34 protein-coding genes are annotated in these 21,458 nt (G+C 62.2%); 33 read left to right on the plus strand and 1 reads right to left on the minus strand.

The window, feature by feature from the left end; genetic code table 11:
• The 29 genes from BMZ19_RS02360 to rplQ form a co-directional block, all read left to right on the plus strand.
• A partial coding sequence (locus BMZ19_RS02360; protein ID WP_090306351.1) for an elongation factor Tu occupies positions 1-756 on the plus strand: 756 nt, incomplete at its 5' end.
• Positions 757-906: 150 nt separating this feature from the next.
• Positions 907-1,218: a 30S ribosomal protein S10 gene (gene rpsJ / locus BMZ19_RS02365; RefSeq protein ID WP_003186070.1), complete on the plus strand. Its 312-nt coding sequence runs from the start codon at positions 907-909 to the stop codon at positions 1,216-1,218.
• An 87-nt stretch (positions 1,219-1,305) separates the two neighbouring features.
• The gene (gene rplC, locus BMZ19_RS02370; RefSeq protein WP_090306354.1) at positions 1,306-1,935 is read left to right on the plus strand and encodes a 50S ribosomal protein L3; all 630 of its coding nucleotides are present in this window, start codon (positions 1,306-1,308) and stop codon (positions 1,933-1,935) included.
• Positions 1,936-1,949: 14 nt separating this feature from the next.
• A complete protein-coding gene (rplD, locus tag BMZ19_RS02375) occupies positions 1,950-2,552 on the plus strand; it encodes a 50S ribosomal protein L4 (RefSeq protein WP_090306356.1) in 603 nt (200 codons plus the stop codon).
• Complete coding sequence (rplW, locus tag BMZ19_RS02380) at positions 2,549-2,848, plus strand: 50S ribosomal protein L23 (protein ID WP_090306360.1); 300 nt, start codon at positions 2,549-2,551, stop codon at positions 2,846-2,848. The genes rplD and rplW overlap by 4 nt, the downstream gene beginning before the upstream one ends.
• Before the next feature lie 14 nt (positions 2,849-2,862).
• Positions 2,863-3,684 carry a 50S ribosomal protein L2 gene (gene rplB / locus BMZ19_RS02385; RefSeq protein ID WP_090306363.1) on the plus strand — a complete coding sequence of 274 codons (822 nt, stop codon included), beginning with the start codon at positions 2,863-2,865 and terminating at the stop codon, positions 3,682-3,684.
• A 16-nt stretch (positions 3,685-3,700) separates the two neighbouring features.
• Positions 3,701-3,976, plus strand: coding sequence for a 30S ribosomal protein S19 (rpsS, locus tag BMZ19_RS02390; RefSeq protein WP_090213031.1), 276 nt, complete (start codon positions 3,701-3,703; stop codon positions 3,974-3,976).
• A 10-nt stretch (positions 3,977-3,986) separates the two neighbouring features.
• On the plus strand, positions 3,987-4,319 hold the full coding sequence (gene rplV / locus BMZ19_RS02395) for a 50S ribosomal protein L22 (RefSeq protein WP_090306366.1): 333 nt from the start codon (positions 3,987-3,989) through the stop codon (positions 4,317-4,319).
• 13 nt (positions 4,320-4,332) lie between these two features.
• Positions 4,333-5,019 carry a 30S ribosomal protein S3 gene (gene rpsC / locus BMZ19_RS02400; RefSeq protein WP_090306369.1) on the plus strand — a complete coding sequence of 229 codons (687 nt, stop codon included), beginning with the start codon at positions 4,333-4,335 and terminating at the stop codon, positions 5,017-5,019.
• A 14-nt stretch (positions 5,020-5,033) separates the two neighbouring features.
• Positions 5,034-5,447, plus strand: coding sequence for a 50S ribosomal protein L16 (gene rplP, locus BMZ19_RS02405; RefSeq protein ID WP_090306373.1), 414 nt, complete (start codon positions 5,034-5,036; stop codon positions 5,445-5,447).
• Positions 5,447-5,638 carry a 50S ribosomal protein L29 gene (gene rpmC, locus BMZ19_RS02410; RefSeq protein WP_031596249.1) on the plus strand — a complete coding sequence of 64 codons (192 nt, stop codon included), beginning with the start codon at positions 5,447-5,449 and terminating at the stop codon, positions 5,636-5,638. Before rplP ends, rpmC begins: the two co-directional genes overlap by 1 nt.
• A gap of 2 nt (positions 5,639-5,640) precedes the next feature.
• Positions 5,641-5,907 carry a 30S ribosomal protein S17 gene (rpsQ, locus tag BMZ19_RS02415; protein WP_090306375.1) on the plus strand — a complete coding sequence of 89 codons (267 nt, stop codon included), beginning with the start codon at positions 5,641-5,643 and terminating at the stop codon, positions 5,905-5,907.
• 22 nt (positions 5,908-5,929) lie between these two features.
• The gene (gene rplN / locus BMZ19_RS02420; protein WP_090306378.1) at positions 5,930-6,298 is read left to right on the plus strand and encodes a 50S ribosomal protein L14; all 369 of its coding nucleotides are present in this window, start codon (positions 5,930-5,932) and stop codon (positions 6,296-6,298) included.
• A 12-nt stretch (positions 6,299-6,310) separates the two neighbouring features.
• On the plus strand, positions 6,311-6,625 hold the full coding sequence (gene rplX, locus BMZ19_RS02425; protein ID WP_090306381.1) for a 50S ribosomal protein L24: 315 nt from the start codon (positions 6,311-6,313) through the stop codon (positions 6,623-6,625).
• Positions 6,626-6,644: 19 nt separating this feature from the next.
• Positions 6,645-7,184 carry a 50S ribosomal protein L5 gene (gene rplE, locus BMZ19_RS02430; protein ID WP_090306384.1) on the plus strand — a complete coding sequence of 180 codons (540 nt, stop codon included), beginning with the start codon at positions 6,645-6,647 and terminating at the stop codon, positions 7,182-7,184.
• Between the two features lie 13 nt (positions 7,185-7,197).
• Positions 7,198-7,503, plus strand: coding sequence for a 30S ribosomal protein S14 (rpsN, locus tag BMZ19_RS02435; protein WP_090306386.1), 306 nt, complete (start codon positions 7,198-7,200; stop codon positions 7,501-7,503).
• A gap of 174 nt (positions 7,504-7,677) precedes the next feature.
• Positions 7,678-8,070 carry a 30S ribosomal protein S8 gene (rpsH, locus tag BMZ19_RS02440; RefSeq protein WP_090306389.1) on the plus strand — a complete coding sequence of 131 codons (393 nt, stop codon included), beginning with the start codon at positions 7,678-7,680 and terminating at the stop codon, positions 8,068-8,070.
• Between the two features lie 12 nt (positions 8,071-8,082).
• Positions 8,083-8,616 carry a 50S ribosomal protein L6 gene (gene rplF / locus BMZ19_RS02445; RefSeq protein ID WP_090306392.1) on the plus strand — a complete coding sequence of 178 codons (534 nt, stop codon included), beginning with the start codon at positions 8,083-8,085 and terminating at the stop codon, positions 8,614-8,616.
• Between the two features lie 10 nt (positions 8,617-8,626).
• Positions 8,627-8,977, plus strand: a complete 351-nt coding sequence (gene rplR / locus BMZ19_RS02450) for a 50S ribosomal protein L18 (RefSeq protein ID WP_090306395.1) — start codon at positions 8,627-8,629, stop codon at positions 8,975-8,977.
• Between the two features lie 3 nt (positions 8,978-8,980).
• Positions 8,981-9,481: a 30S ribosomal protein S5 gene (rpsE, locus tag BMZ19_RS02455; RefSeq protein WP_090306398.1), complete on the plus strand. Its 501-nt coding sequence runs from the start codon at positions 8,981-8,983 to the stop codon at positions 9,479-9,481.
• A 2-nt stretch (positions 9,482-9,483) separates the two neighbouring features.
• A complete protein-coding gene (rpmD, locus tag BMZ19_RS02460; protein WP_090306401.1) occupies positions 9,484-9,666 on the plus strand; it encodes a 50S ribosomal protein L30 in 183 nt (60 codons plus the stop codon).
• Positions 9,667-9,669: 3 nt separating this feature from the next.
• Positions 9,670-10,104 carry a 50S ribosomal protein L15 gene (rplO, locus tag BMZ19_RS02465; RefSeq protein WP_090306404.1) on the plus strand — a complete coding sequence of 145 codons (435 nt, stop codon included), beginning with the start codon at positions 9,670-9,672 and terminating at the stop codon, positions 10,102-10,104.
• Positions 10,105-11,433 (plus strand): preprotein translocase subunit SecY, encoded by a 1,329-nt coding sequence (secY, locus tag BMZ19_RS02470; RefSeq protein WP_090306407.1) that lies wholly within the window; start codon positions 10,105-10,107, stop codon positions 11,431-11,433.
• A 28-nt stretch (positions 11,434-11,461) separates the two neighbouring features.
• Positions 11,462-11,578, plus strand: coding sequence for a 50S ribosomal protein L36 (gene rpmJ / locus BMZ19_RS02475; RefSeq protein ID WP_014854209.1), 117 nt, complete (start codon positions 11,462-11,464; stop codon positions 11,576-11,578).
• Between the two features lie 128 nt (positions 11,579-11,706).
• Positions 11,707-12,063: a 30S ribosomal protein S13 gene (gene rpsM / locus BMZ19_RS02480; RefSeq protein WP_090306410.1), complete on the plus strand. Its 357-nt coding sequence runs from the start codon at positions 11,707-11,709 to the stop codon at positions 12,061-12,063.
• 30 nt (positions 12,064-12,093) lie between these two features.
• Positions 12,094-12,483: a 30S ribosomal protein S11 gene (gene rpsK / locus BMZ19_RS02485; protein ID WP_039806105.1), complete on the plus strand. Its 390-nt coding sequence runs from the start codon at positions 12,094-12,096 to the stop codon at positions 12,481-12,483.
• A gap of 16 nt (positions 12,484-12,499) precedes the next feature.
• Positions 12,500-13,120 (plus strand): 30S ribosomal protein S4, encoded by a 621-nt coding sequence (gene rpsD / locus BMZ19_RS02490; protein WP_090306413.1) that lies wholly within the window; start codon positions 12,500-12,502, stop codon positions 13,118-13,120.
• 22 nt (positions 13,121-13,142) lie between these two features.
• Positions 13,143-14,144: a DNA-directed RNA polymerase subunit alpha gene (locus BMZ19_RS02495; RefSeq protein ID WP_090306416.1), complete on the plus strand. Its 1,002-nt coding sequence runs from the start codon at positions 13,143-13,145 to the stop codon at positions 14,142-14,144.
• A 45-nt stretch (positions 14,145-14,189) separates the two neighbouring features.
• On the plus strand, positions 14,190-14,579 hold the full coding sequence (gene rplQ, locus BMZ19_RS02500) for a 50S ribosomal protein L17 (protein WP_090306419.1): 390 nt from the start codon (positions 14,190-14,192) through the stop codon (positions 14,577-14,579).
• A 155-nt stretch (positions 14,580-14,734) separates the two neighbouring features.
• Here rplQ and uvrA read toward each other — a convergent pair whose 3' ends face one another.
• Positions 14,735-17,569, minus strand: coding sequence for an excinuclease ABC subunit UvrA (uvrA, locus tag BMZ19_RS02505; RefSeq protein ID WP_090306422.1), 2,835 nt, complete (start codon positions 17,567-17,569; stop codon positions 14,735-14,737).
• A gap of 129 nt (positions 17,570-17,698) precedes the next feature.
• Here uvrA and BMZ19_RS02510 point away from each other — a divergent pair, with 129 nt between their 5' ends.
• From BMZ19_RS02510 to BMZ19_RS02525, 4 genes are read left to right on the plus strand one after another with little or no spacing between them, the layout of a single operon-like run.
• Positions 17,699-19,084 carry an MFS transporter gene (locus BMZ19_RS02510; RefSeq protein WP_090306425.1) on the plus strand — a complete coding sequence of 462 codons (1,386 nt, stop codon included), beginning with the start codon at positions 17,699-17,701 and terminating at the stop codon, positions 19,082-19,084.
• Positions 19,085-19,100: 16 nt separating this feature from the next.
• Positions 19,101-19,604: a single-stranded DNA-binding protein gene (gene ssb / locus BMZ19_RS02515; RefSeq protein WP_090306428.1), complete on the plus strand. Its 504-nt coding sequence runs from the start codon at positions 19,101-19,103 to the stop codon at positions 19,602-19,604.
• Between the two features lie 20 nt (positions 19,605-19,624).
• Entirely contained in the window at positions 19,625-20,512 is an 888-nt protein-coding gene (locus BMZ19_RS02520) for a sugar nucleotide-binding protein (protein WP_090306431.1), read from the plus strand.
• On the plus strand, positions 20,502-21,434 hold the full coding sequence (locus BMZ19_RS02525) for an NAD-dependent epimerase/dehydratase family protein (RefSeq protein WP_090306435.1): 933 nt from the start codon (positions 20,502-20,504) through the stop codon (positions 21,432-21,434). Before BMZ19_RS02520 ends, BMZ19_RS02525 begins: the two co-directional genes overlap by 11 nt.
• The last annotated feature ends 24 nt before the right edge of the window (positions 21,435-21,458 follow it).

The raw sequence follows: 21,458 nt of genomic DNA on the forward strand, positions 1-21,458 counted from the left end.
CTGGAACTGGTCGAGATGGAAGTTCGCGATCTGCTGAACACCTACGACTTCCCGGGCGACGACACTCCGATCGTTACCGGTTCGGCGCTGATGGCCCTGAACGGTCAGGACGACAACGAAATGGGTGTTTCGGCCGTGCGTAAGCTGGTTGAGACTCTCGACGCCTACATCCCGGAGCCGGTTCGTGCCGTTGACCAGCCGTTCCTGATGCCGATCGAAGACGTGTTCTCGATCTCCGGTCGTGGCACCGTGGTGACCGGTCGTATCGAGCGCGGCATCGTCAAGGTCCAGGAAGAAGTGGAAATCGTCGGCATCCGTCCGACCTCCAAGACCACCTGCACCGGCGTTGAAATGTTCCGCAAGCTGCTCGACGAAGGTCGTGCGGGTGAGAACGTCGGCATCCTGCTGCGCGGCATCAAGCGTGAGGACGTCGAGCGTGGCCAGGTTCTGGCCAAGCCGGGCACCATCAAGCCGCACACCAAGTTCGAAGCTGAAGTGTACGTGCTGTCCAAGGAAGAAGGTGGTCGTCACACCCCGTTCTTCAAGGGCTACCGTCCGCAGTTCTACTTCCGCACCACCGACGTTACCGGCAACTGCGAACTGCCGGAAGGCGTTGAAATGGTAATGCCGGGCGACAACATCAAGATGGTTGTCACCCTGATCGCTCCGATCGCCATGGAAGACGGCCTGCGCTTCGCGATCCGCGAAGGCGGCCGTACCGTCGGCGCCGGCGTGGTTGCCAAGATCTTCGAGTAATCGAAATCTGGTGACAGAGGAGCCCCCGCTTTGCGGGGGCTTTCTCGTTTCCGTCCATTGGTTGACACCCCGGAGGGGCGTCCGTACAATTGCGCCTCCTTTTACCGGGCGTAGTCCGTCTGGTGGGAATAGCTAGAGTCTGAGGTCAAAATGCAAAATCAACAAATCCGTATTCGGTTGAAGGCTTTTGACCACCGCCTGATCGATCAATCAACCCAGGAAATCGTGGAAACCGCGAAACGTACTGGTGCTCAGGTCCGTGGTCCGATTCCTCTGCCGACCCGCAAAGAGCGGTTCACCGTGCTGGTTTCTCCGCACGTCAACAAGGATGCGCGTGATCAGTACGAAATTCGTACTCACAAGCGCGTGCTCGACATCGTTCAGCCGACCGACAAGACCGTCGACGCGCTGATGAAGCTCGACCTTGCTGCCGGTGTCGAAGTGCAAATCAGCCTCGGCTGAAATCCATTCCCGGATTTCGGTCGTGTAACGCTCTGAAATGGGCGGCCATAGCGGGTGAAAGCCCCGTACACTCATGAGGTTCAAGACATGACTATTGGTGTAGTCGGTCGCAAGTGCGGCATGACCCGCATTTTCACCGAAGATGGTGTCTCTATTCCGGTTACGGTTATCGAAGTCGAGCCGAATCGCGTCACCCAGTTCAAGAATGAAGAGAGCGATGGCTATCGCGCCGTACAGGTGACTGTCGGCGAGCGTCGCGCTTCCCGTGTGACCAAGGCGCAAGCCGGTCACTTCGCCAAGGCCAGTGTTGCTGCCGGTCGCACCGTCATGGAATTCCGTCTCGAAGGCGAAGAGTTCCAGGCTGGCGATCAGCTCACCGTTGAGCAGTTCCAAGCCGGACAGATGGTCGATGTGACCGGTCAGTCCAAGGGTAAAGGCTATGCCGGTACCATCAAGCGCTGGAACTTCCGCGGCCAGGACAACACCCACGGCAACTCCGTATCTCACCGTGCTCCGGGTTCCATCGGCCAGTGCCAGACTCCTGGTCGAGTGTTCAAGGGCAAGAAGATGTCCGGTCATATGGGCGCCGAGCGCGTGACCGTTCAGTCCCTGGAAGTTGTTCGTGTCGATGCCGAGCGCAATCTGCTGTTGGTCAAGGGCGCAGTCCCGGGTGCCACTGGCGGTGACGTGATCGTGCGTCCGGCAGCCAAGGCTTAAGGGAGATTCGAGAGATGCAACTGAATGTGAACGGTGCGCAGGCGATCGAAGTCTCCGAGCGCACCTTTGGTGATGAGTTCAACGAGACCCTGGTACACCAGGCTGTCGTTGCCTACATGGCAGGTGGTCGTCAGGGCACCCGCGCGCAGAAGACCCGCTCCGAAGTTCGTGGTGGTGGCAAGAAGCCGTGGCGCCAGAAAGGTTCGGGCCGTGCCCGTGCCGGTACCATCCGCAGCCCCATCTGGCGCTCGGGTGGCGTGACTTTCGCCGCCAAGCCGCAAGACCACTCGCAGAAGCTCAACAAGAAGATGTACCGCGCTGCCATGCGCTCAATCCTGAGCGAACTGGTGCGTCAGGAGCGTCTGGTTGTTGTTGAAGACTTTGCCGTCGATGCCCCGAAGACCAAGAGCTTGGTTGGCAAGCTGGATGGCCTGGGTCTGAGCGACGTGCTGATCGTGACCGACGGTGTCGATGAGAACCTGTACCTGGCAGCACGCAACCTGCCGCACGTCGACGTTCGTGACGTGCAGGGTTCCGACCCGGTCAGCCTGATCGCCTACGACAAGGTGCTGGTCACCGTGTCCGCCGTGAAGAAATTCGAGGAGCTGCTGGGATGAACCAGGAACGCGTATTCAAAGTGCTGCTTGGCCCGCACGTCTCCGAGAAGGCCACCACTCTTGCCGACGGCAAGGGCCAGTTCGTTTTCAAGGTTGCCACTGATGCAACCAAGCTGGAAATCAAGAAGGCTGTCGAATCCCTGTTCAGCGTCAAGGTGGAGCGTGTAAGCACCCTGAACGTCAAGGGCAAGACCAAGCGCACTGCCCGCGGTTTCGGCAAGCGCAACGACTGGAAAAAGGCGTACATCGCCCTCCAGCCGGGCCAGGATCTCGATTTCGCCAGCGGCGCTGAGTAAGGTAGGAGTGCATCATGGCAATCGTTAAATGCAAGCCGACTTCCGCTGGCCGTCGTTTCGTGGTCAAGGTGGTCAATTCCGACCTGCACAAGGGCGCTCCGTACGCTCCGCTGGTCGAGAAGAAGAGCAAGACTGGTGGTCGTAACAACAACGGCCGCATCACCACTCGCCACATCGGCGGTGGACACAAGCAGCACTATCGTCTGGTCGATTTCCGTCGCAACAAGGATGGCATTGCTGCCACCGTTGAGCGTATCGAATATGACCCGAACCGCACTGCTCACATTGCCCTGCTGAAGTACGCAGACGGCGAGCGTCGCTACATCATCGCGCCGAAGGGCGTGAGTGCTGGCGATCAGCTGGTATCCGGTGCCCATGCGCCGATCAAGGTTGGCAACAGCCTGCCGCTGCGCAACATTCCGGTTGGTTCGACCGTTCACGGTATCGAGCTGAAGCCGGGCAAGGGTGCTCAGATCGCGCGTTCCGCTGGTGCATCCGCTCAGCTGGTTGCTCGCGAAGGCGTCTACGTGACCCTGCGTCTGCGCTCCGGCGAGATGCGCAAGGTCCTGGCCGAGTGCCGTGCGACCTTGGGCGAAGTCTCGAACTCCGAGCACAGCCTGCGTTCGCTGGGTAAAGCCGGTGCCAAGCGTTGGAAGGGCATCCGTCCGACCGTGCGTGGTTCCGCCATGAACCCGGTTGACCACCCGCATGGTGGTGGTGAAGGTCGTACCTCTGGTGGCCGTCATCCGGTGTCGCCGTGGGGCTTCCCGACCAAGGGCGCGAAGACCCGCTCCAACAAGCGCACCGACAACATGATTGTCCGTCGCCGCAAGTAACTAGAGGGATACGACAGTGCCGCGTTCTCTGAAAAAAGGTCCGTTCATCGATCTTCACCTGATTAAGAAGATCGAAGTGGCGGTGGAAAAGAACGACCGTAAGCCGATCAAGACCTGGTCGCGTCGTTCGATGATTCTGCCGCAGATGGTCGGTCTGACCATCGCCGTGCATAACGGTCGTCAACATGTCCCGGTTCTCGTGAACGAAGACATGGTCGGCCACAAACTGGGCGAGTTCGCCGCTACCCGCACCTATCGCGGGCACGTGGCTGACAAGAAAGCCAAGCGTTAAGGGGTAGGAAATGGAAGTAGCCGCTAAGTTGTCGGGCGCTCGCATCTCCGCCCAGAAAGCCCGCCTGGTCGCTGATCAGATTCGCGGGAAGAAGGTTGGTGAGGCGCTCAATCTGCTGGCTTTCAGCAACAAGAAAGCCGGTGCCATCATCAAGAAAGTGCTTGAGTCGGCCGTGGCCAACGCCGAGCACAACGAAGGCGCAGACGTGGATGACCTGAAGGTTTCCACCGTTTTCGTCAACGAAGGGCGTTCGCTGAAGCGCATCATGCCGCGTGCCAAAGGCCGTGCTGATCGCATCGTCAAGCGGTCTTGCCATATCACTGTCAAGGTTGCGGACAAGTAACGGAGTCGATCAGATGGGTCAGAAAGTACATCCCACTGGCATTCGCCTGGGCATCGTCAAGGAGCACACCTCCGTTTGGTACGCAGATAAGCGCACTTACGCCGATTATCTGTTTGCCGACCTGAAGGTTCGTGAATACCTCCAAGACAAATTAAAAAGCGCGTCCGTGAGCCGTATCGACATCGCTCGTCCGGCTCAGACTGCACGCATCACCATCCACACCGCTCGTCCCGGCATCGTGATCGGCAAGAAGGGTGAGGATGTTGAGAAGCTGCGTCAGGAACTGACCAAGCAAATGGGTGTGCCGGTGCACATCAACATCGAAGAGATCCGCAAGCCGGAGCTCGACGGTATGCTGGTTGCGCAGAGCGTAGCTCAGCAGCTGGAGCGTCGCGTAATGTTCCGTCGCGCCATGAAGCGCGCTGTACAGAACGCCATGCGTATTGGTGCCAAGGGCATCAAGATCCAGGTGAGTGGTCGTCTGGGCGGGGCTGAGATTGCCCGTACCGAGTGGTATCGCGAAGGTCGTGTGCCGCTGCACACCCTGCGTGCCGACATCGACTACGCCACCTACGAAGCGCACACCACCTACGGTGTGATCGGTGTGAAGGTTTGGATCTTCAAGGGCGAGGTCATCGGTGGCCTGCACGAAGAGCTCAAGCCGCAAGCGCCTGCGCCTCGCAAAAAAGCTGCTAAGTAAGAGGAGTACGCAACATGCTGCAACCCAAGCGTACAAAATTCCGCAAGCAGATGACCGGCCACAACCGTGGTCTGGCTCAGCGCGGTAGCAAGGTCAGCTTTGGCGAGTACGCGCTGAAGTCTGTTAGCCGTGGTCGCCTCACCGCACGTCAGATCGAGTCCGCTCGTCGCGCACTCACCCGTCACGTGAAGCGTGGCGGCAAGATCTGGATCCGCGTGTTCCCCGACAAGCCGGTTACCAAGAAGCCCCTCGAAGTTCGTATGGGTAAAGGTAAGGGCGGCGTCGAGTACTGGGTAGCCCTGATCCAGCCGGGCAAGGTCCTGTACGAGATCGAGGGTGTATCCGAAGAGCTGGCTCGCGAGGCTTTCGCCCTGGCAGCTGCCAAGCTGCCGCTCGAGACCACCTTTGTTAAGCGGACGGTGATGTGATGAAAGCGAATGAACTTCGTGAAAAATCCGCGGAGCAGCTGAACGAGCAACTGCTCGGCCTGCTGCGCGACCAGTTCAATCTGCGCATGCAGAAGGCAACTGGCCAGTTGGGGCAGTCCCACCTGCTCTCGCAAGTTAAGCGCGACATCGCTCGCGTGAAAACTGTGCTCAACCAGCAGGCAGGTAAGTGATCATGGCTGAAGCTCAGAAGACCGTCCGTACGCTGACCGGCAAAGTCGTCAGCGACAAAATGGACAAGACCATCACCGTTCTGATCGAGCGTCGCGTAAAGCACCCGATCTACGGTAAATACGTGAAGCGTTCGACCAAGCTGCACGCCCACGACGAAAGCAACCAGTGCCGCATGGGTGACCTCGTCACCATTCGCGAGACTCGTCCGCTGGCCAAGACCAAGGCCTGGACCCTGGTCGAAATCGTCGAACGTGCCGTGGAAGTCTAAGGACTAAGGGTCGGAGAAAGATATGATTCAGACTCAATCCATGCTCGACGTCGCCGATAACAGCGGTGCCCGTCGCGTAATGTGCATCAAGGTCCTTGGTGGTTCGCACCGTCGTTACGCCGGTATTGGCGACATCATCAAGGTGACCGTGAAGGAAGCGATTCCGCGCGGCAAGGTGAAAAAAGGCCAAGTGATGAGTGCGGTCGTAGTCCGTACCCGTCACGGCGTGCGCCGTCCGGATGGTTCGATCATCCGCTTCGATGGCAATGCTGCGGTCCTGCTGAACAACAAGCAGGAGCCCATCGGCACCCGTATCTTTGGCCCGGTGACTCGCGAACTTCGTACCGAGAAGTTCATGAAGATCGTCTCCCTGGCCCCCGAAGTACTCTAAGGAGTAGCCGTCATGCAAAAGATTCGTCGTGACGACGAAGTCATCGTCATCGCCGGCAAGGACAAGGGCAAGCGTGGCAAAGTGATGAAGGTGCTCGCGGACGACCGTCTGGTCGTCGGTGGGATCAACCTGGTCAAGCGCCACACCAAGCCGAATCCGATGTCGGGCGTTCAAGGCGGTATCGTCGAGAAAGAAGCGCCGCTGCACGTTTCCAACGTTGCGATCTTCAACGCTGAAACCAACAAGGCTGATCGCGTTGGCTTCAAGGTCGAAGACGGCAAGAAAATTCGTGTCTTCAAGTCCACCCAGAAGCCGGTTGGCGCTTGAGAATCATAGGTAAAACACCATGGCACGATTGAAAGATATTTACCGGAACGAAATCGCTCCCAAGCTGCAGGAAGACCTGAAGCTGGCCAACGTGATGGAAACTCCGCGCATTACCAAAATCACCCTGAACATGGGCCTCGGCGAAGCGATCGGTGACAAGAAAGTCATCGAGCATGCGCTGGGCGACATGGAGAAGATCGCTGGCCAGAAGCCGGTGGTCACCTATGCTCGCAAGTCCATTGCCGGTTTCAAGGTCCGTGAGGGCTGGCCGATCGGTATCAAGGTGACTCTGCGTGGCGATCGCATGTACGAGTTCCTGGATCGTCTGATCACCATCTCCCTGCCGCGCGTGCGTGACTTCCGCGGCCTGAATTCCAAGTCCTTCGACGGTCGTGGCAACTACAGCATGGGCGTGAAAGAGCAGATCATCTTCCCGGAAATCGATTACGACAAGATCGATGCGCTGCGTGGTATGGACATCACCCTGACCACCACCGCCCGTAGCGATGATGAAGGTCGTGCCCTGCTGCGCGCCTTCAAATTCCCGTTCCGCAACTGATTGGAGTAGGAACATGGCCAAAACTAGCATGAAGAACCGTGAGCTGAAGCGTCAGCAAACGGTCGCGAAGTACGCCAAGAAGCGTGCCGAGCTGAAAGCTGTCATTGCCAGCCCGAACTCCACTCCGGAGCAGCGCTGGGAAGCCCTGGTAGCCCTGCAGAAGCAGCCGCGCGATGCGTCGGCCAGCCGTCTGCGCAACCGCTGCCGCATCACCGGTCGTCCGCACGGCTACTACCGCAAGTTCGGCCTGAGCCGTAACAAGCTGCGTGAAGCGGCAATGCGTGGTGACGTGCCGGGTCTGGTCAAGGCCAGCTGGTAAGTCGTCGGTCCCGGGCTTGCCCGGGATCCTCGCAAAACGAATCAAGCCCCTCTGGGGCTTGATTCGTTTTTGATCATTCTCTAGAATGTCTGGCTCGCCTGAGCCTGGCATTCGTGCCCGGGTTGCGGGCAAATACGGCCGAAAGGTTTTTTTTGTTTCAGGAGCATCAAGCCCATGAGTATGCAGGACCCGTTAGCGGACATGCTAACTCGTATCCGTAATGCCCAGATGGCTGAGAAGACCGTGGTTAGCATGCCGTCTTCCAAGCTGAAGGCAGCAGTCGCCAAAGTCCTCAAGGACGAAGGCTACATTGCGGATTTCCAGGTCAGCGGCGACGTCAAGCAGCAGCTGTCCATCGAGCTGAAGTATTTCGAAGGCAAGCCGGTCATCGAAGAGCTCAAGCGCGTGAGCCGTCCCGGTCTGCGCCAGTACAAGGCTGTTGAGCAGCTGCCGAAAGTTCGCGGCGGCCTCGGCGTTTCCATCGTCTCCACCAACAAAGGTGTGATGACGGATCGTGCTGCTCGCGCTGCCGGTGTCGGCGGCGAAGTGCTCTGCACCGTATTCTAAGGGGGGATCAGCATGTCTCGCGTTGCTAAGAACCCCGTCAAGCTGCCCGCTGGTGTCGACGTTCAGTTGGCCGGTCAGCAGCTTTCGGTGAAGGGTGCCAAAGGCGCTCTGGAACTGAAGGTGCATCCTTCGGTAGAAGTGATTCAGGAAGCTGGTGAGCTGCGCTTTGCTGCACGCAATGGCGATCAGCAAACCCGCGCCATGGCCGGTACCACCCGCGCCCTGGTCAACAACATGGTTGTAGGTGTCAGCGAAGGCTTCCAGCGCAAGCTGCAGCTGGTTGGCGTCGGCTACCGTGCTCAGGCCAAAGGTCAGATTCTGTCGCTGGCCCTCGGCTTCTCGCATCCGATCGAGTACGAACTGCCGGAAGGCGTCACCGCCGAAACCCCGAGCCAGACCGAGATCCTGATCAAGGGTGTCGACAAGCAGGTGGTTGGTCAGGTGGCTGCCGAAATCCGCGACTTCCGTCGTCCGGAACCTTACAAAGGTAAGGGTGTGCGTTACGCCGACGAAGTTGTCCGTCGTAAAGAAGCCAAGAAGAAGTAGGGCATAGCAAATGAGCGACAAGAAAGTAATCCGTCTGCGTCGCGCTCGCCAGGCACGCCTGAAGATGCGCGAGCTGGAGGCCGTACGCCTTTGCGTGTACCGCTCTTCTCAGCACATGTACGCCCAGGTCATTTCGGCCGACGGCGGCAAGGTCCTGGCCAGCGCCTCGACTCTGGACGCAGAGCTGCGTGGCGCTGCCACCGGCAACGTCGAAGCTGCCAAGAAGGTCGGCCTGCTGGTCGCCGAGCGCGCGAAAGCCGCCGGTGTCACCCAGGTGGCATTTGACCGTTCTGGCTTCAAGTACCACGGCCGTGTCAAGGCACTGGCCGACGCTGCTCGTGAAGGCGGGCTGGAGTTCTAAGTTATGGCGAATAACGAGCAGAAGCGCGACGAAGGCTACATCGAGAAGCTGATCCAGGTTAACCGCGTCGCCAAGACCGTGAAGGGTGGTCGTATCTTCACCTTCACCGCCCTGACCGTGGTTGGTGATGGCAAGGGTCGTGTCGGCTTCGGTCGCGGCAAGTCCCGCGAAGTACCGGCAGCCATCCAGAAAGCGATGGAAGCTGCGCGCCGCAACATGATCCAGGTTGATCTGAACGGCACCACCCTGCAGTACCAGATCAAGTCTGCCCATGGCGCCTCCAAGGTGTACATGCAGCCGGCTTCGGAAGGTACCGGTGTCATCGCCGGCGGCGCCATGCGTGCCGTTCTGGAAGTGGCCGGTGTGCAGAACGTTCTGGCCAAGTGCTACGGTTCGACCAACCCGGTGAACGTGGTGCACGCCACCTTCAAGGGTCTGAAGAACATGCAGTCCCCGGACTCCGTTGCGGCCAAGCGTGGCAAGCGTGTCGAGGAGATTCTCTGATCATGTCGAATGCCAAGATCAAGGTCACTCTGATCAAGAGCGTGAACGGTCGTCTGGCCAATCACAAGGCGTGCGTCAAGGGTCTCGGCCTGCGTCGCATCAACCACACTGTAGAAGTCATTGATACTCCCGAGAATCGCGGGATGATCAACAAGGCCTACTACCTGCTGCGTGTGGAGGGTTAATCCATGCAACTGAACGATCTGCGTTCCGCGCCGGGTGCCCGTCGCGAAAAGCTGCGTCCGGGCCGTGGTATCGGTAGCGGCCTCGGCAAGACCGGTGGCCGCGGCCACAAGGGTCAGACCTCCCGTTCCGGTGGCAAGATTGCCCCCGGCTTCGAGGGTGGCCAGCAGCCTCTGCACCGCCGTCTGCCGAAGTTCGGCTTCACCTCGCTGAAGGCCATGGATCGTGCGGAAATCCGCACCTCCGAGCTGGCCAAGGTCGCGGGTGGTGTCGTCACCGTGCAGGCGCTCAAGGATGCCAATCTGATCAACCAGCACGTACAGCGCGTGAAAGTCATGCTGTCCGGCGAGGTTGTCGGTGCGGTCACCCTGAAAGGTATCGCCGTCACCAAGGGTGCGCGTGCGGCTATCGAAGCAGCTGGCGGCAAAATCGAGGACTAAATGGCTAAGCAAGGTGCTCTCTCCGCGCTCAGCAATGGCGGGCTGTCCGAGCTCTGGGCTCGTTTGCGTTTCCTGTTCATGGCGATCATCGTCTATCGGATCGGCGCGCACATCCCGGTGCCCGGCATCAACCCTGACCGGCTGGCCGAACTGTTCCGGCAGAACGAGGGGACCATTCTTAGCCTGTTCAACATGTTTTCCGGCGGCGCTCTCGAGCGCATGAGCATCTTTGCACTGGGGATCATGCCGTACATCTCGGCATCGATCATCATGCAGCTGATGACGGCGGTCAGTCCGCAGCTGGAGCAGTTGAAGAAGGAAGGTGAGGCTGGTCGTCGCAAGATCAGCCAATACACCCGCTACGGCACTGTTGTCCTGGCGCTGGTCCAGGCTATCGGCATGTCCGTTGGTCTGGCCAGTCAGGGTGTGGCCTTCAGCACCGATTTCGGCTTCCACTTCGTGGCCGTCACCACCTTCGTGGCGGGGGCGCTGTTCATGATGTGGCTGGGCGAGCAGATCACCGAGCGCGGCGTCGGCAATGGCATCTCGATGCTGATCTTTGCCGGTATCGTTGCTGGTCTGCCGTCGGCGATCGGGCAGTCTTTCGAGTCTGCCCGCCAGGGTGATATCAATATCTTCGCCCTGATCGCCATCGGTCTGCTGGCGGTAGCGATCATTGCTTTCGTGGTGTTCATTGAGCGTGGTCAGCGTCGCATCGCGGTGCACTACGCCAAGCGTCAGCAGGGCCGCAAGGTCTTCGCTGCGCAGACCAGCCACCTGCCGCTGAAGGTGAACATGGCTGGGGTCATCCCGGCGATCTTCGCCAGCAGCATCCTGCTGTTCCCGGCCTCCCTGGGGTCCTGGTTCGGCCAGGGTGAAGGCATGGGCTGGATGCAGGACATCGCGCAGGCCATCGCTCCCGGTCAGCCCTTGAACATTCTGCTGTTTGCTGCAGGAGTGATTTTCTTCTGCTTCTTCTACACGGCACTGATGTTCAATCCGAAGGACGTGGCGGAAAACCTGAAGAAGTCCGGTGCCTTCATTCCGGGTATCCGTCCCGGCGAGCAGTCCGCGCGCTACATCGATGGTGTGCTGACCCGCTTGACCATGTTCGGTGCTCTGTACATGACGGCCGTCTGCCTGCTGCCCCAGTTCCTGGTGGTGGCGGCCAATGTGCCGTTCTATCTTGGCGGGACCTCGTTGCTGATCGTCGTGGTGGTTGTTATGGACTTCATGTCCCAAGTACAATCGCACCTCGTTTCGCACCAGTACGATTCCCTGATGAAGAAAGCCAACCTGAAGGGCTATGGCAGCGGCATGCTCCGCTGATCCACCCGTAAGGTTCGAGGAGTTGGTGATGAAAGTTCGTGCATCGGTCAAGAAGCTGTGCCGCAATTGCAAGATCGTTCGCCGTGAAGGCGTCGTCCGTGTGATCTGCAGCGCAGAGCCGCGCCACAAGCAGCGCCAAGGCTGAGTGTGATCTGCGAACCAACCCGGCAGCTAGTGCGCTGCCGGGTTGATTATTTGTTTTTACAGCGTTAATATTCGCGCCCTTTTCTTGGCTTCCGGGGCGCGGATAGCTGTCAATTGGAGTTTTTCTGAATGGCCCGTATTGCAGGCGTCAACATTCCGGATAACAAACACACTGTTATCTCGCTGACCTACATCTATGGTGTCGGTCGCACTACCGCGCAGAACATCTGTGCGGCCACCGGGGTCAACCCGGCGGCGAAAATCAAGGATCTCTCGGACGAGCAGATCGAGCAGCTGCGTGGCGAAGTCGCCAAGTTCACCACTGAAGGTGACCTGCGCCGCGAAATCAACATGAACATCAAGCGCCTGATGGACCTCGGCTGCTACCGCGGCCTGCGTCACCGTCGTGGCCTGCCGGTTCGTGGTCAGCGCACCAAGACCAACGCCCGCACCCGCAAGGGTCCGCGCAAGCCGATCCGCAAGTAATCGCATCCGCGCATCGACAGGAATATAGTCATGGCAAAACCTGCTGCTCGTCCTCGCAAGAAAATCAAAAAGACAGTGGTTGATGGCATCGCCCACATCCATGCGTCTTTCAACAACACCATCGTGACCATCACCGACCGTCAGGGCAACGCTCTGTCCTGGGCGACCTCGGGTGGTTCCGGTTTCCGCGGCTCGCGCAAGAGCACTCCGTTCGCTGCCCAGGTTGCAGCCGAGCGCGCCGGTCAGGCCGCTCTGGAGTACGGTCTCAAGAACCTCGATGTCAACGTCAAGGGTCCGGGTCCGGGTCGTGAATCCGCTGTGCGTGCTCTGAACGCCTGCGGCTACAAGATTGCCAGCATCACCGACGTGACGCCCATCCCGCATAACGGGTGCCGTCCGCCGAAGAAGCGTCGCGTGTAAAAGGAGACAGTGAAGAATGGCTCGTTACATTGGTCCCAAATGCAAACTGTCCCGTCGCGAAGGCACTGACCTTTTCCTCAAGAGCGGCGCTCGCGCCCTCGAGTCGAAGTGCAATATCGAAGCGGCTCCCGGTATCCACGGCCAGCGTCGTGGTCGCCTGTCCGAGTACGGCACCCAGCTGCGTGAAAAGCAGAAAGTCCGCCGTATCTACGGTGTGCTTGAGCGTCAGTTCAGCGGTTACTACAAGGAAGCAACCCGTCGCAAGGGTTCGACCGGCGAGAACCTGCTGCAGCTGCTCGAGTGCCGCCTGGACAACGTCGTATACCGCATGGGCTACGGTGCCACCCGCGCCGAATCCCGTCAGCTGGTTTCGCACAAGGCCATCACCGTCAACGGTCAGACCGTCAACATCCCGTCTTACCAAGTCAAGGCCGGCGACGTAGTCGCTGTCCGCGAGAAGGCCAAGAACCAGCTGCGTATCGCCCAGGCTCTCGAGCTGTGCGCCCAGCGTGGCCGCGTTGAGTGGGTGGAAGTTGATGCCGAGAAGAAGTCCGGCGTGTTCAAGAGCGTGCCGGCTCGCGGCGATCTGTCCGCTGACATCAACGAAAACCTGATTGTCGAGCTCTACTCGAAGTAAGAGCTAGAAAATAGGTGCATCCATGCAGAGTTCGGTAAATGAGTTTCTGACCCCCCGTCATATCGACGTTCAGGTGGTCAGCCCGACCCGCGCCAAGATCACGCTCGAGCCTCTCGAGCGCGGCTTTGGTCACACACTGGGCAACGCGCTGCGTCGCATCCTGTTGTCCTCCATGCCCGGCTGTGCAGTGGTTGAGGCTGAAATCGATGGCGTACTCCACGAGTACAGCGCCATCGAGGGTGTGCAGGAAGATGTCATCGAGATCCTGCTCAACCTGAAAGGCCTGGCCATCAAGTTGCACGGTCGTGATGAAGTGACGCTGACCCTGGCGAAGAAGGGCGCGGGTGTGGTGACCGCTGCCGATATTCAGCTGGATCACGATGTCGAGATCGTCAACGGTGATCACGTGATCGCCCACCTGGCGGACAACGGCGCCCTGAACATGCGTCTGAAAGTGGCGCGCGGCCGTGGCTATGAGCCCGCCGACGCCCGTCAGAGCGACGAGGATGAAAGCCGCAGTATCGGCCGCCTCCAGCTCGACGCGTCGTTCAGCCCGGTGCGTCGTCTCGCCTACGTGGTGGAAAGCGCCCGTGTCGAGCAGCGCACCAACCTGGACAAGCTGGTGCTTGACCTGGAAACCAACGGTACCCTCGATCCCGAAGAGGCCATTCGTCGTGCCGCGACCATCCTGCAGCAGCAGCTGGCCGCGTTCGTCGACCTCAAGGGTGACAGTGCGCCGGTGGTGGAAGAGCAGGAAGACGAGATCGATCCGATCCTGCTGCGCCCCGTCGACGATCTGGAACTGACCGTGCGTTCGGCCAACTGCCTGAAGGCAGAGAACATCTACTACATCGGTGACCTGATCCAGCGCACCGAAGTGGAGCTGCTCAAGACGCCGAACCTGGGCAAGAAGTCCCTGACCGAAATCAAGGACGTTCTGGCTTCCCGCGGTCTTTCCCTCGGCATGCGCCTCGACAATTGGCCGCCGGCAAGTCTGAAAAAGGATGATAAGGCGACTGCCTGATCGTCCCTAATCACCGAACTCAAGGTTTGGTAAGGAATTTCAATCATGCGTCATCGTAAAAGTGGCCGTCACCTGAGCCGCACCAGCGCCCACCGCAGTGCCATGTTCCAGAACATGGCGGTGTCGCTGTTCGAACACGAGCTGATCAAGACCACCCTGCCCAAGGCGAAAGAGCTGCGTCGCGTTGCCGAGCCGCTGATCACCCTGGCCAAGGAAGACAGCGTCGCCAACCGTCGTCTGGCTTTCGACCGCACCCGTTCCAAGGAAGCGGTCGGCAAGCTGTTCAACGAGCTGGGCAAGCGTTACGCCAACCGTCCGGGTGGCTACCTGCGCATCCTCAAGTGCGGTTTCCGCGCTGGCGACAACGCGCCCATGGCGTACGTCGAGCTGGTTGATCGTCCGGTTGCTGGTGCTGTGGAAGCAGCTGCCGAGTAAGTTCGGGTGATTCACAAGAAACCGGGCCCTGTGCCCGGTTTTTTGTTGCCTGCGTTTTCTGCTCAGGGAAATGCTGTCGATCATTCGGCGCGCGAGTGCGACAAGGCCGGGCTTGCTGCCCGGCCTTGTCGTGTGCGGCTGGATGGACGAAGGATTTACGCCCTGTCGCGCTCCAGCAGCGGCTTGAGGAAGTGCCCGGTGTGCGACTGCGGCATGTCAGCCACCTGCTCGGGCGTACCGCTGGCGATGATCTGCCCGCCGCGCGAGCCGCCCTCGGGGCCGAGATCGACCAGCCAGTCGGCGGTCTTGATCACGTCGAGGTTGTGTTCGATCACCACCACGGTGTTGCCGTGGTCGCGCAGGCGGTGCAGCACGTCGAGCAGTTGCTGGATGTCGGCGAAGTGCAGGCCGGTGGTCGGCTCGTCGAGGATGTACAGGGTCTTGCCGGTGTCGCGCTTGGACAGCTCGCGGCTCAGCTTGACCCGCTGCGCCTCGCCGCCGGACAGGGTGGTGGCGCTCTGTCCTAGGCGGATGTACGAGAGGCCGACGTCGATCAGCGTCTGCAGCTTGCGCGCCACCGCCGGCACCGCATCGAAGAACTCGCGGGCCTCCTCGATGGTCATCTCCAGTGCCTCGTGGATGCTCTTGCCCTTGTACTTCACCTCGAGGGTCTCGCGGTTGTAGCGCTTGCCTTTGCACACGTCGCAGGGCACGTAGATGTCCGGCAGGAAGTGCATCTCCACCTTGATCACGCCGTCGCCCTGGCAGGCCTCGCAGCGGCCGCCCTTGACGTTGAAGGAGAAGCGCCCGGGGTTGTAGCCGCGCGAGCGCGACTCCGGCACGCCGGCGAACAGCTCGCGGATCGGGGTGAACAGCCCGGTGTAGGTGGCCGGGTTGGAGCGCGGCGTGCGGCCGATCGGGCTCTGGTCGATGTCGACCACCTTGTCGAGGTGTTGCAGGCCGTCGAGCGACTCGTAGGCGGCGGCTTCCAGCGAGGTGGTGCCATTCAGCTCGGTGGCGGCCAGCGGGAACAGGGTGTTGTTGATCAGCGTCGACTTGCCCGAGCCGGACACTCCGGTGATGCAGGTGAACAGGCCGAGGGGAATTTCCAGGTCGACGTTGCGCAGGTTGTTGCCGCGCGCGCCCCTGAGTTTGAGCAACTTGTCGCGGTCGACGGCGGTGCGCTCGGCCGGATAGCGGATCTTCTCCCTTCCGGACAGGTACTTGCCGGTCAGCGAGTCGGGGTGGGCCATCACTTGGGCTGGGGTGCCCTCGGCGACGATGCGCCCGCCGTGCACACCGGCGCCGGGGCCGATGTCGACCACGTAATCGGCCAGGCGGATGGCGTCCTCGTCGTGCTCGACCACGATCACAGTGTTGCCGATGTTGCGCAGGTGGGTGAGGGTGGCCAGCAGGCGCTCGTTGTCGCGCTGATGCAGGCCGATCGATGGTTCGTCGAGGATGTACATCACCCCGACCAGGCCGGCGCCGATCTGGCTGGCCAGGCGTATGCGCTGCGCCTCGCCGCCGGACAGGGTGTCGGCACTGCGATCCAGGGTCAGGTAGTCGAGGCCGACGTTGACCAAGAACTGCAGGCGCTCGCGGATCTCCTTGAGGATCTTCTCAGCGATCTCGCCGCGCCGGCCGCTCAGGGCCAGCTCGGCGAAGTAGCCGCAGGCATCGCCCACCGGCAGGGCGGTGACCGCCGGCAGGGTCTTGTCGCCGACCCACACGTGGCGCGCCTCGCGGCGCAGGCGGGTACCGCGGCAGTCCGGACAGGCCTGGGTGCTGAGCAGCTTGGCCAGCTCCTCGCGCACGCTGTTCGATTCGGTCTCGCGGTAGCGCCGCTCGAGGTTGGGCACGATGCCCTCGAACGGGTGGGCGCGCCTGACGATGTCGCCGCGGTCGTTGAGGTAGCGGAACTCCACCTCCTCGCGGCCGCTGCCATGCAGCAGGGCCTTCTGCGCCGCCACCGACAGCTCGTCGAACGGCACCTCGAGGCTGAAGCCGTAGTGCGCGGCCAGCGAGCCGAGCATCTGGAAGTAGTAGACGTTGCGCCGGTCCCAGCCGCGGATCGCGCCTTCGGCCAAGGTCAGCTCGCCGTTGACCAGTCGGCGCGGGTCGAAGAACTGCTTGACGCCGAGGCCGTCGCAGGTCGGGCAGGCGCCGGCCGGATTGTTGAAGGAGAACAGCTTGGGTTCCAGCTCGCTGATCGAGTGGCCGCAGTGCGGGCAGGCGAAGCGCGCCGAGAAGATGATTTCCACGCCGTCCTCCCCTTCCATGGGGGCGACCAGGGCGATGCCGTCGGCCAGCTTGAGGGCGGTCTCGAAGGACTCGGCCAGGCGCTGCTGGAGATCCTCGCGCACCTTGAAGCGGTCCACCACCACGTCGATCGAGTGCTTCTTCTGCTTGTCGAGCTTGGGCAGTTCGTCCAGCTCGTGCAGCTTGCCGTTGACCCGCGCACGGACGAAGCCCTGCGCGCGCAGCTCCTCGAACACCGACAGGTGCTCGCCCTTGCGCTCGCGGATCACCGGGGCGAGCAGCATCAGCTTGCTGCCCTCCGGCAGGGCCAGTACCTGGTCGACCATCTGGCTGACCGTCTGCGCCTCCAGCGGCACGTCGTGGTCCGGGCAGCGCGGGGTGCCGACGCGGGCGTAGAGCAGGCGCAGGTAGTCGTAGATCTCGGTGATGGTGCCGACCGTGGAGCGCGGGTTGTGCGAGGTGGACTTCTGCTCGATGGAGATCGCCGGCGACAGCCCCTCGATGGTGTCGACGTCGGGCTTCTCCATCATCGACAGGAACTGGCGGGCGTAGGCGGACAGCGATTCCACGTAGCGGCGCTGGCCCTCGGCGTACAGGGTGTCGAAGGCCAGCGACGACTTGCCCGAGCCGGACAGGCCGGTGATCACGATCAGCTTGTCGCGCGGCAGGGTCAGGTCGATGTTCTTCAGGTTGTGGGTACGTGCCCCACGAATCAGGATCTTGTCCACTGCGGCCTCGCATGGCGGGCGAAAACCCACGAGTATACGGCTGCGTTCGGCCGAGCGGCAAAGCGCCGCGCCTGTGCCAGCGGGCGTGGTGCTGCTAGAATTGCGCCCCCCGTTTTTCGAGATGTAGCCATGCACGATCCGCACACCGAGCGCATGAGTCCGACCGAACAGCGTGCGGCTGCCGGCCTGGCTGCCGTGTTCGCCTTCCGCATGCTCGGCATGTTCATGGTGCTGCCGGTGCTGGCGACCTACGGCCAGGAGCTGGCCGGTGCCACGCCGCTGCTGATCGGCCTGGCCATCGGCGCCTATGGCCTGACCCAGGCCGTGTTGCAGATTCCCTTCGGCATCGTCTCCGACCGCATCGGCCGCCTGCCGGTGATCTACGTCGGCTTGCTGATCTTCGCCGCCGGCGCGGCCCTGGCCGCCAGCGCCGACTCGATCTGGGGCGTGGTCGCCGGCCGCGTGCTGCAGGGCGCCGGGGCGATCTCGGCAGCGGTGATGGCGCTGCTCTCCGACCTGACCCGCGAACAGCACCGCACCAAGGCCATGGCGATGATCGGCATGAGCATCGGCCTGTCGTTCGCCGTGGCCATGGTGGTCGGCCCGTTGCTGACCCGCGCCTTCGGCCTGTCCGGGCTGTTCTGGGCGACCGCCGGCATGGCCGTGCTCGGCATCCTGATCATCGCCCTCTTGGTGCCCAAGCCGCAGCAGGCGCTGCACCATCGCGAATCCGGAGTGGCGCGCCAGGCGCTGTGGCCGACCCTGCGCCATCCCGACCTGCTGCGCCTGGACTTCGGCATCGCCGCCCTGCACGCCATTCTCATGGCCAGCTTCGTCGCCCTGCCGCTGGCGCTGGTGGAGCAGGGCGGCCTGCCAAAGGAGGAGCACTGGTGGGTCTACCTGACTGCCATGCTGGTCGGTTTCTTCGGCATGATCCCGTTCATCATCTACGGAGAGAAGAAGCGCCAGATGAAGCGCGTGCTGCTCGGCGCGGTGGCGCTGCTGCTGCTCTGCGAGCTGTTCTTCTGGCAGTTCGGCGGCAGCCTGCGTGCGCTGGTGATTGGTAATCTGCTGTTCTTTACCGCCTTCAACCTGCTCGAGGCCTCGCTGCCGTCGCTGATCAGCAAGATGGCGCCGGCCGGCGGCAAGGGCACGGCGATGGGCGTGTACTCGACCAGCCAGTTCCTCGGTGCCGCGCTGGGCGGCCTGCTCGGCGGCTGGCTGTTCCAGCAGGGCGGGGTCGAGGCAGTGTTCCTCGGCTGTGCGCTGCTCTGTGCCCTGTGGCTGGGGTTTGCTGCTACTATGCGCGAACCGCCGTATGTGACCAGCGTGCGCCTGCCGCTGTCTGCCGAGGCCCTGCGCGAGGCGGGATTGGCCGCGCGCCTGAAGGCAACGCCCGGAGTGGCCGATGCCTTCGTGGTGGCTGAAGAAGCCGCCGTCTACGTCAAGGTGGATACCCAACAACTGGATCGCACGTCCCTCGAGCGCTTGGTCAACCCGGCGCCGGCGTGCTGAAGCCGAGGAGAATTCTATGGCTCGTGGAGTCAACAAAGTCATTCTGGTGGGTAACGTCGGTGGCGACCCGGAAACCCGCTACCTGCCCAACGGCAATGCGGTGACCAACATCACCCTGGCCACCAGCGACAGCTGGAAGGACAAGCAGACCGGCCAGTTGCAGGAGCGCACCGAGTGGCACCGCGTGGTGTTCTTCGGCAAGGTTGCCGAGATTGCCGGCGAGTACCTGCGCAAGGGCTCCCAGGTGTACGTCGAAGGTCGTCTGCAGACCCGCAAGTGGCAGGGTCAGGATGGCCAGGACCGCTACACCACCGAGATCGTGGTCGATATGGGTGGCCAGATGCAGCTGCTCGGCGGCCGTGGCGGCAACGCCGGTGACGATGCCCCGCGCGCGCCGCGTCCGCCGCGCGAGCCGCAGCAGCAGGCCCCGCGCGAGTCGCGTCCGGCTCCGCAGCAGCAACCGGCCGCCCAGCAGCCGGCGCCGGACTACGACAGCTTCGACGACGATATCCCGTTCTGACAACGAGGTAGTCCATCACCATGCGCATGCGCCTGATGCTGCTGGGCGGCGGTAATGCCCTTGGACAGGCGCTGCTGCGTCTGGGGGCGGAAGAGAACTTCGAGTTCATCGCCCCCGTGCCGCCGCCGCAGGGCTGGGATCCCGCCAGCCTGACCTGCCTGCTGGACGAGCAGCGCCCGAATGCGCTGGTCAACCTGGCCTACTACCATGACTGGTTCCTGGCCGAGCAGGTCGAGGCAGAGCGCCTGTTCACCCAGGAGCGGGCCATCGACCGCCTGGCCGAGCTGTGCCTGCACCACGAAATCATCCTGTTGCAGCCGTCCAGCTACAAGGTATTCGATGGCGCCCGCGCCACCGCCTACAGCGAGAAGGACGACGTGCGCCCGCTGAGCCTGCGTGGCCAGGCGCTGTGGCGCTTCGAGCAGCAGGTGCGCACCATCTGTCCGCGGCACATCCTGCTGCGCTTCGGCTGGCTGCTCGACGAGAGCCCGGAAGGGCGCATGGGCCGCCTGCTCAAGTGGGCTGAGAGTGGCGAGGAGCTGTTCCTCGCCGACGACCGCCGCGGGAACCCGACCCCGGTGGACGACGCCGCGCGGGTGATCCTCTCGGTACTCAAGCAGCTCGATTGCAATGCGCCGCTGTGGGGCACCTACCACTACGGCGGCATCGAGGCGACCACCAGCCTGGCCATGGGCCAGGCGACCCTGGCCGAGGCCCGCCGCTACCGGCCGGAGCTGCCCCAGGACTTCACCCCGCAGGCCCATGCCCAGCGTCCGGATGCCCCGGAAGAACCGCAGCATGCGGTGCTGGCTTGCAAGAAGATCCTCAACACCTTCGGCATCAAGCCGCGTGCCTGGCGCGCCGGCCTGCCGGCCCTCCTGGAGCGTTACTACCGTCATGGCGGCTGATTCGCGGATTCTGGTCACCGGCGGCGCCGGTTTCATCGGCTCGCACCTGGTCGACGCCCTGCTGGCGCGCGGCCACTGCGTGCGCGTGCTGGACAACCTGTCCACCGGCAAGCGCAGCAACCTGCCGCTGAGCAACCCCACTCTCGAGCTGGTCGAAGGGGACGTCGCCGATGCGGCGACCCTGAATGCCGCACTGCACGGCTGCACGGCGGTGGCCCATCTGGCCGCGGTGGCCTCGGTGCAGGCTTCGGTGGACGATCCGGTGAGTACCCACCAGAGCAACTTCATCGGCACCCTGAATCTGTGCGAAGCGATGCGCGAGCAGGGCGTGCAGAGGGTGGTGTTCGCCTCCAGTGCCGCGGTGTACGGGCAGAACGGCGAGGGCACGGCCATCGACGAGGACACCCCCAAGGCGCCGCTGACCCCCTACGCGGCGGACAAGCTGGCCAGCGAGTACTACCTCGACTTCTATCGCCGCCAGCACGGCCTTACACCGGCGATCTTCCGCTTCTTCAACATCTTCGGCCCGCGCCAGGATCCGTCTTCGCCGTACTCGGGGGTGATCAGCATCTTCACCGAGCGCGCCCAGGCCGGCCTGCCGATCAGCGTGTTCGGCGACGGCGAGCAGACCCGCGACTTCGTCTATGTCGCCGATCTGGTGGCGCTGCTGGTGCAGGCGCTGGAGGCGCCGCAGGTGGCAGCGGGGGCGGTGAATGTCGGCCTCAACCGCGCCACCAGCCTGAACCAGCTGCTGGCCGCTCTCGGCGAACTGCTCGGCGGTCTGCCGCCGGTGACCCATTCCGAGGCGCGCCCCGGCGATATCCGCCATTCGCGCGCGGACAACCGGCGTCTGCTGGCGCGCTTCGCCTTTCCCGAGCCGACGCCGTTCCGCGACGGGCTGGCGCGGCTGCTGGGGCGCTGAAGCCCGCAGTAAGGCCTGAGGCCA

Source organism: Pseudomonas linyingensis (genome assembly GCF_900109175.1).
GTDB classification, from domain to species: domain Bacteria; phylum Pseudomonadota; class Gammaproteobacteria; order Pseudomonadales; family Pseudomonadaceae; genus Geopseudomonas; species Geopseudomonas linyingensis.